7 protein-coding genes and 1 pseudogene are annotated in these 11,618 nt (G+C 71.4%); all 8 read right to left on the bottom strand.

Annotated features, from left to right (window positions below):
- Nucleotides 1–138: 138 nt before the first annotated feature.
- A complete protein-coding gene (locus JM949_RS27865; RefSeq protein ID WP_203151177.1) occupies nucleotides 139–2,253 on the bottom strand; it encodes a ThuA domain-containing protein in 2,115 nt (704 codons plus the stop codon).
- Between the two features lie 77 nt (nucleotides 2,254–2,330).
- A pseudogene (locus JM949_RS27860) lies at nucleotides 2,331–5,191 on the bottom strand (PQQ-dependent sugar dehydrogenase).
- Between the two features lie 221 nt (nucleotides 5,192–5,412).
- On the bottom strand, nucleotides 5,413–6,480 hold the full coding sequence (locus JM949_RS27855; protein ID WP_203151176.1) for a polyprenyl synthetase family protein: 1,068 nt from the start codon (nucleotides 6,478–6,480) through the stop codon (nucleotides 5,413–5,415).
- Entirely contained in the window at nucleotides 6,477–7,883 is a 1,407-nt protein-coding gene (locus tag JM949_RS27850) for an alkaline phosphatase family protein (RefSeq protein WP_203151175.1), read from the bottom strand. The genes JM949_RS27855 and JM949_RS27850 overlap by 4 nt, the downstream gene beginning before the upstream one ends.
- On the bottom strand, nucleotides 7,880–9,079 hold the full coding sequence (eboE, locus tag JM949_RS27845) for a metabolite traffic protein EboE (RefSeq protein WP_203151174.1): 1,200 nt from the start codon (nucleotides 9,077–9,079) through the stop codon (nucleotides 7,880–7,882). The genes JM949_RS27850 and eboE overlap by 4 nt, the downstream gene beginning before the upstream one ends.
- Nucleotides 9,079–9,936, bottom strand: coding sequence for a TatD family hydrolase (locus tag JM949_RS27840; RefSeq protein WP_203151173.1), 858 nt, complete (start codon nucleotides 9,934–9,936; stop codon nucleotides 9,079–9,081). The genes eboE and JM949_RS27840 overlap by 1 nt, the downstream gene beginning before the upstream one ends.
- Nucleotides 9,937–10,545 carry an EboA domain-containing protein gene (locus tag JM949_RS27835; protein WP_238434011.1) on the bottom strand — a complete coding sequence of 203 codons (609 nt, stop codon included), beginning with the start codon at nucleotides 10,543–10,545 and terminating at the stop codon, nucleotides 9,937–9,939. It lies immediately after the preceding gene.
- A 20-nt stretch (nucleotides 10,546–10,565) separates the two neighbouring features.
- Nucleotides 10,566–11,483, bottom strand: a complete 918-nt coding sequence (locus JM949_RS27830; RefSeq protein WP_203151172.1) for a sugar phosphate isomerase/epimerase family protein — start codon at nucleotides 11,481–11,483, stop codon at nucleotides 10,566–10,568.
- Nucleotides 11,484–11,618: the final 135 nt, after the last annotated feature.

The following is an 11,618-nucleotide window of genomic DNA, read 5'->3' as shown; positions in this document are numbered from 1 at the left end:
ATTCATCGCCGGATGACGGTAGCGAGCGCTATACCTGTGAGTCATAAATATGCCTCACAGGTATAGCGCTCGGGAGTGACACCGCTCCCTCGACCGAAGGGGCCGCCGGGACAGCGGCCCCTTCCGAGGCTCACTGGGTCAGGGCAGGGTCCACTTCTGGTTGGCCGCGTTGAGGCAGGTCCAGAGGTGCACGATCGTGCTGTCGGCGGAGTTGTTGCCGGAGACGTCCAGGCACTTGCCCGACGACGGGTTGCGCAGGGTGCCGTCGGACTGGGCCGCCCAGTTCTGCGCCCCGCTGCCGTTGCAGGTCCAGAGCTGGATCTTGGTGCCGTCGGCGGTGCCGCTGCCGTTGACGTCCAGGCACTTGCCGAGCGCCTTGATCGTCGAGTTCGGGGTCACCGTCCAGGTCTGCGGGGTGCTGCCGTTGCAGGTGTAGATCTGGATCTGGGTGCCGTCCGCGGTGCCGCCGTTGCGCACGTCCAGGCACTTGCCGGCCAGCCCCTTGATCGGGCCCACCCCGTTCGTGCCACCACCCCCCTTGACCAGGGTGAAGTCGTCCACGTCGAAGAGCCCCGTGCCGCTACCGGTGAAGGTGAGGTAGAGGTTCTGGGTGCTGGACGGGACGTTTGACAGCGCGGTGCTCACGTTGGCGTAGGTGCTCCAGCCGCCGGTGTTGGGCACCGTGACCGAACCGAGCACCGGGCCGGTGGCCGAGCCGGTACGCACCTGGATGGTGCCGCCCGCGCCACCGGAGACGACCCGGGACGTGAACGAGGTGACGCCGGTCAGGTTGACGCCGTTGTACGCGGCCCAGTCGCCCGGGTCGACGTAGCCGAGGGTCTGCCCACCGTTGGCGCCCGCCTTGGTGAACGCGCTGACCCCGTTGGCCGAGCTGAACGCCTCGGCCTGGACCGTGGTGTTCCCGGTCGGCGGCGGCGTGGTGCCCAACTCCTTGATCCGGATGTTGCGGAACGAGGCGTCGTCGCCGGTGCCGTGGTTCTGGATGCCGATGTGGCCGGCCAACGACCGGACCGGGTTGGTGTTGGTGAAGTCGTTGATCTTCACGCCGTTGAGGAAGATCTGTAGCCGCTCACCCTCGACCAGCAGCTCGTAGGTGTTCCACTCGCCCGGCGCGTTCAACGCCGCGTCGCGGGCCGCGATGTCGGCGGACTTGAACGTGTAGACAGCGCCGGTGGTGCGGTCGGTCGCGTCGGTCGCGTCGATCTGGATCTCGTAACCGTTGTCCACCGCCGACCACGGATCACTCGACGGCGGGAACCCGATGAAGATGCCGGAGTTGTCGTCCCCGGCCAGCTTCCAGTCCAGCTTCAACGAGTAGTTGGTGAACTGCTTGGCGTTGTACCAGAACAGCCCCATGCCGCCGACCGAGGTCAGGGTGGCGTCGGAGTTGGTGAAGCTGCCCGGACCGGCCTGCGACCAGCCGGTCGTCGAGCCGTTGAACAGCGGGGTGTAGCCGGTCTCCGGCCGGCAGTCGGCCTTGCTCCGGCCGGCGGCGTACCGGATGCCGCCGAGCAGGTGGTTGCGGAACCCCGACTCGGCGTACGACGCCTGGGTGTGCCCCGCGCCGGTGTAGAAGGACCGGCCATCGTTGTAGCTCTTGCACCAGCTCAACGGGTGGTCCGCGCCCATCCCGCCACCGGAGTACGACGACTCGTCGAGGGTGGCGAGCACGTGCGCGGTGGACCGGGCGTTGGTCCGGTAGTTGTACCACTCGTCGGTGCGGGTCCAGGTCTGCGGCAGGTGTGCGGTCGCCGCGTGCCCCCGGTCCTCCACCTTCATGTTGGCCTGCTGAATGGCCGGGTGCGAGGCGAACCACGCGCCCACCAGGTTGCCGTAGAACGGCCAGTCGTACTCGGTGTCGGCGGCGGCGTGCACACCGACGTAGCCGCGCCCGGAGGCGATGTACGACTCGAAGGCGGTCTGCTGGCTGGCGTTGAGCACGTCCCCGGTGGTGTTGAGGAAGACGACCGCCTCGTACTGGTTGAGGTTGCTGGTGGTGAACGCGGCGGCGTCCTCGGTGGCGGTGACGGTGAAGTTGTTCGCCGCACCCAGGTCGCGGATGGTCTGGATGCCGACCGGGATCGCGTCGTGCCGGAACCCGGCGGTCTTGGAGAAGACCAGCACGTCGTAGGGGGCGTCGGCGGCGCTGGCCGGGGTGGCCGGGGTGGTGCAGGCGATGACGGCGAGGGCGGCCATCGCCGCACCAAGGACGGGTCGCAGGCGTCTGCGCATATCGCTCTCCTAATCGCGGGTTAGGAGGGGCCCCTCGGCAACCACACTAGGCGCTGCCGAGGGGACCTCTCCTCAGCTCAGGGCAGGGTCCACTTTTGGTTGGCGGCACCGCTGACGCAGGTCCACAGGTGGACCACGGTGCTGTCGGCGGAGTTGTTACCGGAGACGTCCAGGCACTTGCCGGACGCCGCGCTGCGCAGCGTGCCGTCGGCCTGGGCCGCCCAGTTCTGCGCGGCGGTCCCGTTGCAGGTCCAGAGCTGGATCTTGGTGCCGTCCGCGGTGGCTCCACCCGACACGTCGAGGCACTTGCCCAACGACTTGATCGTGGAGTTGGGGGTGACCGCCCAGGTCTGCGCCGCGCTGCCGTTGCAGGTGTAGATCTGGATCTGCGTGCCGTCGGCGGTGGCCGCGTTGCGGACGTCCAGGCACTTGCCGCCCAGACCCTTGATCGGGCCGCTCCCGCCGCCACCGCTTGAGGTGCCGGTGACGAAGGTGAAGGCGTCCAGGTCGAAGAGCGCCCCGGTGCCCGACCCGGCGAAGGTCAGGTAGAGGGTGGTGGTGCCGGTCGGCGGGTTGCTGATCGTCCCGGTGACAGTGGTGAAGGTCTCCCAGCCGCCGGTCACCGGGACCGTGGCCGAGCCGAGCACCGTGCCGGTGGCCGAGCCGGCCCGGACCTGGAGGGTGCCGCCGGCACCCGCCGAGGAGACCCGGGCGTTGAACGAGGTCACGTTGCCCAGCCGGTACGGCTGGAACGCGATCCAGTCGCCGTTGTTGATGTCGCCGACGGTCTTGCCGCCCTCGGCCGGGGTCTTGCTGAACACGTTGACGCCGGACGAGGTGCCGTAGAACTCGGCCTGCCGGTGGCGCGGCGGCAGGGTGTGCTGGGTGTGCGTGGTCAGCCCACCGTCGTCGGTGTACTCCGCGTCGAAGATCGCGAAGATGTTCGCCGCGTCGTCGTGCTCACCGTCGACCGGGATGGTGATCGAGCCCGAGCAGCCGGTCTTCGAGGTGATCTGGTGTCCGTGCTGGTCGTGGCCGAGCACGTAGGTCATCTTGACCTTCGTGCAGTCGATCGTGCCGTCCTCCGGGTCGGTCACCGTGATGCTGTACGGCACGGTGTCGCCGAAGCTGAACAGCTGGCCGTTGCCCGGGTTGTTGATGGTCACCGTGGGCGCGGTGTTGCCGACGTTGATCTGCACGCTGCTGCTGCCGGTGGCGCCCTGCGGGTCGCGCACCGTCAGGGTGGCCGTGTAGGTGCCGTTCGAGCTGTACGTCTTGGTCGGGTTGGCCGCCGTCGAGGTGGTCCCGTCACCGAAGGCCCACGAGTAGGTCAGCGCGCCGCCCTCGGGGTCGGACGAGCCGGCCGAGGAGAAGGTCACCGCGAGCGGGGCCGCGCCGGAGGTGCGGTTCGCGCTGGCCACCGCGGTCGGTGCCCGGTTGCCGCCACCGACGTAGTCGAAGCGGTAGAGCGCCGAGTTGGCGTCACCGTTGAAGTAGCCGGTGCCGTAGTCGAGCACGTAGTACGCGCCGTCCGGGCCGAACGCCGAGTCCATCACCTGCTTGCCGACCCAGGGGAAGGTGTCGATGGCGCCCCGGGAGCCGTCGGAGTTGACGTGGATCGGCTTGATCCAGCCCCGGCCGAACTCGGTGGCGAAGAACTGCCCGTCGAAGGACTGCGGGAACTTCGTGGTGGAGGTCGACGAGGCGTTGTACCGGTAGACCGGGCCGCCCATCGGCGACTCGGAGCCACCGCCGAACTCGGTCGGGGTGCCGGCGTCGCCGGCGTACCGGATCCAGGCCGGCTGGGCCGGCGGCAGGGTGGCCCGGCCGGTGTTGCGGAACGAGTTGTTGGTCGGCCCGCCGGTGCAGTTGTACTTCGCGCCGCCGGTGTTGCTGGCGAAGTCCCACTCGTTGTACGTCTCGGTGGTGGTGTTGGTGCCGGTGCAGTACGGCCAGCCGTAGTTGCCCGGCGCGGCCACCCGGTTGAACTCCACCTGGCCGGACGGCCGCGGGTGGAGCTGGTGGAGCCGGCGTCCGGCCCGTAGTCACCGACGTAGACGACACCGGTGGCCTTGTCCACGCTGATCCGGAACGGGTTGCGGAAGCCCATCGCGTAGATCTCCGGCCGGGTGCTGGCAGTGCCGGGTGCGAACAGGTTGCCCGACGGGATGGAGTACGTCCCGTTCGAGTTCACCTTGATCCGCAGGATCTTGCCGCGCAGGTCGTTGGTGTTGCCGGCGCTGCGCTGGGCGTCGTACGCCGGGTTGCGGTTGGTTCGCTCGTCCAGCGGCGAGTAGCCGGCGGACTCGAACGGGTTGGTGTCGTCGCCGGTGGACAGGTAGAGGTTGCCGGCGGCGTCGAAGTCGATGTCCCCACCGACGTGGCAGCAGATGCCCCGGTTGGCCGGGACGTCGAGCACATCGACCTTGCTGGACTGGTTGAGCGTGAAGTCGGAGTTGAGGGTGAACCGGGAGAGGCGGTTCACCCCGTTCCAGGCGGAGAAGTCGGTGCCGGTGGCCGGCGCGTCGCCACTGGGGGTGGAGAGCGGCGGGGCGTAGTAGAGGTAGATCTGCCGGTTGCTGGCGAAGCCCGGGTCGACCCCGACGCCCTGCAACCCCTCCTCGTCGTGGTTGTAGACCGAGAGGGTGCCGATCACCGAGGTGGTGCCGTTGGCGTCGGTGCGACGCAGGGTGCCGTTGCGGGCGGTGTGCAGGACCGAGCGGTCCGGAAGCACCGCCAGCGACATCGGCTCACCCATGTCGGTCACGCCGCGGGCCAGTTCGACCTGCTGGAAATCGCTGGCGACGATCGTGTGCGCCTGCGCGGGGGCCGAGCTGGCGGCGAGTGCGACAGTGCCGGCGGCGACCGCCAGCAGCAGCGCCGATCCGGCGGAGGACCACCTTCGGGATCGACGCGTGAGAGCGTCCTTCATGGACATCTTTGCTGCCCTTTCCTGACGAGTGACTGCCAGGCCGGGCGCGCGCCGTCGCGCCGGATGCCGTAGCGGTGAGTGGTGGGGGTCGATGGGTTACCGCGCCGCCGGTTCACCTCGACGAAACATTGTCGTGTTGGTCACGACACTAAATTGCACGTGTCGATGTGTCCATACCTTCCGGCGGTTCAGCATCAACTTTCGTCAATCTGATCGAAAGTTGCCGGTCAGGCGCGCCGGTCGATGGCTTGCCCGGCCAGCGCGACCAGGGCCGAGCGCGCCTCGTCGGCCAGCACCGCGCTCTCCAGCGCGGCGAGCGCGGCCTCGGTCCGAACCCTGATCATCTGCTCGATCCGCTCCCGCGCCCCGGTCGCCTCGATGATCTCGCGCAGCTCCGCCGCGCCCTCGGCGTCCAACGCCGGGTTGCCGAACAGCTCCCGCAGTCGGAGCGTCTGCGGTCGGTCGGCGGCGCTACGGGCCAGCGCCATCATCACCGTGGGCTTGCCCTCACGCAGGTCGTCCAGGACCGACTTACCGGTGACCGCCGGGTCACCGAAGACACCCAGCACGTCGTCGCGGAGCTGGAACGCGTCGCCCAACGGGTCACCGAACTCGCCCAGCGCGGCGATCAGCTCGGGCTCCGCGCCGGCCAGGGCCGCGCCGATCTGCAACGGCCTGGTGACCGTGTACCGGGCCGCCTTCATCCGGATCACGGTGAGCGCGCTCGCCACCGAACCGTCGCCCACGCCCGAGACCAGGTCCAGGTACTCCCCCGCGATCACCTCGGTACGCATCAGCGCGAACACGCTGTACCCCCGGTGCACCTCCTCGGTGCTCAGCCCGCACTCGTGGAACATCTGGTCGGACCAGGCGGCGCAGAGGTCCCCGCAGAGCAGCGCGGTGTTGCGGCCGTACGCCTCCGGGTCGCCACGCCAGGACGAGCGGGCGTGCAGGTCGGCGAAGAGTCGGTGCACCGAGGGCTCACCCCGGCGGCGGTCGCTGCCGTCCAGGATGTCGTCGTGGATCAGCGCGAACGCGTGGAACAGCTCCAGGGCCGCCGCGGCCACCACGATCGGGGTACCGTCGGCCGCCCCCGCGCCCCGCCAGCCCCAGTAGCAGAAGAGCGGCCGGATCCGTTTGCCACCGGCCAGCACGAACCGCTGTAGCGCGGTGAACACGCCGCGCGGCGCACCGTCCGGCCAGTCCGGGCCCTGCCGGTCGAGGAACCCGGCCAGCTCGGCGTCGAAGCGCGCCCGCAGCTCGCTCGCGTCGGTGGGCGCGACGGTGACCGTCATGCCCGCTCCCCTGACCCGTCGGCGCTCAGCCCGGCCAACGTCAGCAGCAGCGCCTTGACCTCGGTCGCCGCGATCCGGTCCCGGGCGACCGCCGGGTCGGAGCAGAGCAGCACCGGAGCGTCCGCCGGGTCGTCCGGCAGCCGGCCGTGCGAGCCCCGCACCGCCCGCGCGCCGGCGTCCAGGCCGACCGCGCTCATCAGGTACCGCATGCCGAGCTTCTTGCGGGCCAGCGCCACCCCGGCACGGGCCTTCGCGGCACCGGGGTTGGCCGGATCGAAGAACAACTCCGCCGGGTCGTAACCCGGCTTCCGATGGATCTCCACGAGCCGGGCGAAGTCCGGTGCCCGGTCGTCGTCCAGCCAGTAGTAGTAGGTGAACCAGGCGTCCGGCTCGGCCACCAGCACCAGCTCACCGGCGCGGGCGTGGTCCAGCCCGTGTGCGGCCTTGCCCTCGGCGTCGAGCACCTCGGCCACCCCGGGCAGGCCGGCGCAGAGCTTCGCCACGGCCGGCACGTCGGCCGGGTCCTTGACGTAGACGTGCGCGACCTGGTGGTCGGCGACCGCGAACGCCTTCGACGTCCACGGGTCGAGGTATTCCATGCCCGCCTGGGTGTGCACCCGCAGCAGCCCCTCGGAGCGCAGCAACCGGTTGACGTCCACCGGGCGGGACACGTCGGTGATGCCGTACTCCGAGAGCACCACCACCGTGGCGTCCCGGGCCCGGGCGGCGTCCAGCAGCGGGCCGAGCACCACGTCCAGCTCGGCCGCCGCGGTGGCGGCCTGGGCCGACGACGGGCCGAACCGTTGCAGGTCGTAGTCGAGGTGCGGGACGTAGACCAGGGTCAGATCCGGCGACACGTCGGCCAGCAGCTGCTCGGCCGCCTGGCAGATCCACTTCGACGACGGCAGCCCGGCCGTCGGCCCCCAGTAGGTGAAGAGCGGGAACGTGCCGAGCCGCCCGGTGAGCGCGTCGTGCAGCTCCGGCGGGTCGGTGTAGCAGTCCGGTTCCTTGCGCCCGTCGGCGTAGTAGACCGGCCGTGGGGTGACCGTCCAGTTGACGTCCGCGCCCATCGCGTACCACCAGCAGACGTTCGCCACCGTGTAGTTGGGGTCGGCCCGACGGGCGGCCTGCCAGAGCTTCTCGCCACCGACCAGCGCGTTGTGCTGCCGCCACAGCAGCACCTCGCCCAGCTCCCGGAAATACCACCCGTTGCCGACGATGCCGTGCCCGCTGGGCGGCTCCCCGGTGAGGAAGGTGGACTGCACCGAGCAGGTCACCGCGGGCAGCACGGTGCCCAGCTCGGCCTGGAAGCCGCCGTCGGCGACACCCCGCAGCCGGGGCATGTGCTTCAGCAGCCGCGGGGTCAACCCCACCACGTCGAGCACCACCAGTCGCCGGCTCATCGCGTCACTCCCATGCTCACGGTTCGTTCCGGGGTCAGGCCGAGGCCGACCAGTTCGTCTCGGGCGAAAGCCAGCTCGGCGGCGATGCCGGCGGCCAGCTCCGCGTCGGTGCCGGGCCGTCGTGCGGCCGGCAGCACCCCCCAGGTGTACGTCTCGACGTCGAGGTGGTCGCAGCCGGCGGCCGGGCCGTCGAAGAGCGCTCTCAGCGCTGCGCGCAGCACCGGCAGTGTCGAGCCGAGCGGTTCCTCGGGTGGGGCGTGCAGGGGCACGTGGTAATGCACCCGCCACGGTCCGGGCAGCGCCCGGTCCAGCGCCTCGTCCAGGTCGTCGGCGGCGTACGCCGGGTCGGCCGGGTCGGCCAGACCGGCGCAGCCGGCACCCCGGGTCTGGTGCAGGAAGCGCGGTTCCACCCAGCGGCGTAACGCCTGGGCCCCGCCCGCCGGGTCGGCCGCCTGCACAGCGGCGGAGACCTGCACCTTCACCACCGGCAGCCCGGCCGCGCGCAGTCGGTCCAGCGCCTCGACCGGCTCCTCCCAGGCGCAGGCCAGGTGGGCCAGGTCGAGGCAGACGCCCAGGTGCTCGGTGTCCATGCCGGACAGCAGCGTGGCCGCCTGCGTGCTGCTCTCCACCACGCAGCCGGGCTCCGGCTCGAAGGCCACCCGCACCTCGCGGCCGGTGTCCCGCCGCACCTCGGCCAGGCCTGCGGCCAACTGGTCCAGCCGGCGTCGGGCCGCGTCGGCCCGCTCCGCGTCCCACGGCTGCCGCCAGGCCAGCGGCAGGGTGGAGATGGAGCCCCGGGCGGCGTCGTCGGGCAGCAGGTCGGCGAGGACCCGGGCCAGATCCATGGTGTACGTCAACCGCTGCTCGGTGGTCCAGTCGGGGTGGTACACGTCCTGCTTGACCACCGGCGCCTGGAAGGCCGCGTACGGGAAGCCGTTGAGGGTGACCACCTCCAGGCCGCGCGCGTCCAGCTCGGTGCGCAGCCGGCGGCGCAGCGCCGGGTCGGCGGCCAGCTCGGCGGCGACCGGGGCGGCCAGCCACAGGCCGAGCCCGAGCAGGTCGCTGCCGAGCGCCTCGCGCACCGGCACGGCGTAGGTGTCCAGTTGACCCAGGATGCCGGCGAGATCCTCGGCGGGGTGCACGTTGGTGCAGTAGCCGAGGTGAACGGTCTCTCCGCCGGCATGTCGCAGCCGCATCAGCTGCCGCCGCGCAGGATCGAGTTGCCGGTCTGCGGGTCCACCGCGGTGGGGTCCTCCAGGTCGCTGAGGTCGAGTCGCCCTGACTGCCCGTAGAACTCCACCGGGTTACGCCACAGCACCTTGTCGACGTCGTCGTCGCTGAACCCGGCCAGCAGCATCGCCTCGCCGGTGGCCCGGGTCAGCAGCGGGTCGGAGCGGCCCCAGTCGGCGGCCGAGTTGACCAGCATCCGGTCGGTGCCGTACTCGCGCAGCAGCTCCACCATCCGCTGCGGGGTCATCTTGGTGTCCGGGTAGATGGAGAAGCCCAGCCAGCAGCCGCTGTCGCGGACCAGCTTGACGGTCACCTCGTTGAGGTGGTCGACCACCACCCGACCCGCGTCGATGCCGGACTCGGCGACCACGGCGAGGGTCCGCTCGCAGCCGCGCGCCTTGTCCCGGTGCGGGGTGTGCACCAGCGCCGGCAGCTCGTACGCCACCGCGAGGGCGAGCTGCGCCGCGAACGCCTCGTCCTCCTCCGGCGTCATCGAGTCGTAGCCGATCTCGCCGACCGCGACCACCGCGTCCTTGTCCAGGTAGCGGGGCAGCAGGTCGAGGACGGGACGGCAGCGCGGGTCGTTGGCCTCCTTGGGGTTCAGCGCGATGGTCGCGAAGTGGCGCACCCCGAACTGCCCGGCCCGGAACGGCTCCCAGCCGATCAGCGAGTCGAAGTAGTCGGTGAACGACGCGGGGCTGGTGCGTGGCTGACCCAACCAGAAGGCCGGCTCCACCACCACGCGGACGCCGGCGCCGGCCATCCGTTCGTAGTCGTCGGTGGTGCGCGAGGTCATGTGGATGTGGGGGTCGAAGATGCGCATTCACGCCTCCCGGGGCAGTGCGGCGGTGAGCCGGTGGAGCAGGTCGGTGGCGTCGGCGGGCAGGTCACGGCCGGCGGCGTGCCGTTCTTCGGCCAGTGCGGCGAGCATGGTGGCCAGCTCACCGTCGGCCCGGGCGTCCAGGTCGGCCACCGCGGCCAGCGGGACACCGCTGAACACGCACTTGAGCACCGCCTGCCGCCAGGCGGCCGGGTCGAGGTGCCGGGCGTACGGCCCGAGCGCCGCGGCGACCAGCCGGGTGTCGTTGGTCCGGATCGCCGTCGTGCAGCAGCGGCACCCCGGCGGCGCCGATCGGCAGCAGCGGCAGGGCGCGCAGCACGGCCCGCCGCTCGGCCGCGTCGCCGTGCCGGTAGAGGGTGTCGGCGTAGCCGGCGTGGTCGCCGGCAGCGCGGTGAGCAGCAGCACGCGGGCCGCGTCGTCGGCGGTCCAGCCGGGAGCGTCGGGCAGCGCGCCGCGTCCGCAGCGCCGGCCGGCGGCCGGGAAGAGCCGGGTGATCTCGGTGGGCTCGGCCGTGACCCGGCGCAGCGCCGTGTCCAGCCAGTCGGGATCGGGTACGCCTCGCAGTGCGGCCCGTAGTGAATCCGGTGTCATCCCGTCTCCTCCCCTTGCTGCTACGCCGGTACCCCAGGTGTGCCTGTGGGCACCTCGTCTTCCGTGCGGCCGGCCTGTGCGGCGGCGGCACGCAGGAACTCGATCGACCGGGCCGCCACGGCGGGTGCGGCGTGCGAGTCGCGGGGCAGCTCCACCGCGACCAGGCCCTGGTAGCCGGCCTGCGCCAGGGCGGCCAGCACGGGCGGGAAGTCGATCTCGCCGACGCCGAACTCGAGGTGCTCGTGCACACCCCGGCGCATGTCGTCGATCTGCACGTTGACCAGGTGGTCGGCCACCTCGGCGACACACTGTGGCACCGGCCACGGCTCCAGGCACCGGCAGTGGCCGATGTCGAGGGTGATACCGAAGCGGGCCGGGCGGTCCAGGGCGGCGTGCAGCCGACGCCAGTCCGCGATGTCCTGCACCAGCATGCCCGGCTCCGGTTCGAAGCCGAGGGTGACGCCGGCGGTGTGGGCCGCGTCGACAACTGTGGCGCAGCCGGCCACCAGCCGGTCCCAGGCGCACTGCGGGGACACCGTCTCCGGGCGAACACCGGCCCAGAAGGAGACCGCCTCCGCGCCCAGGTCCGCGCCGATCCGTACGGCCCGGCGCAGGAACTCGAGCCGCCGGGTCGGGTCGTCGTGCAGCAGCGTCGGCGCGTGCTTCTGCCACGGGTCGAGCAGGTACCGGGCCCCGGTCTCGATCACCACGGCGAGGCCCAGCTCGCTCAGTCGTTTGCCGACCGCCGCGACCCGGCGGGTCAGCCCGGGCGCGAACGGGTCCAGGTGGTCGTGGTCCAGGGTGAGCGCCACCCCGTCGTAGCCGAGGTCGGCGAGGACGGCGAGCGCGTCGTTGAGACGGTGGTTGGCGAAGCCGTTGGTGCCGTACCCGAGGCGCGGCGTCGGGGCGTCGGCCGCCCGGGGCGCGGGGACACTCATGTCGGCGAGACCTTCCGGGCCAGCCGTCGGCCCAGCGGCGCGGCCGCCGCGACGGCCAACCCGAGCAGACCGGCACCGCCGCGCGCGGTGAGCGCCCCCTGTAGGGCCGGCAGCCCGGTGATGCCGGCGCCGACG

It is taken from the genome of Micromonospora tarensis, from assembly GCF_016803395.1.
GTDB classification, from domain to species: Bacteria; Actinomycetota; Actinomycetes; order Mycobacteriales; family Micromonosporaceae; genus Micromonospora; species Micromonospora tarensis.
This window is presented reverse-complemented; position numbering and strand designations above follow the sequence as displayed.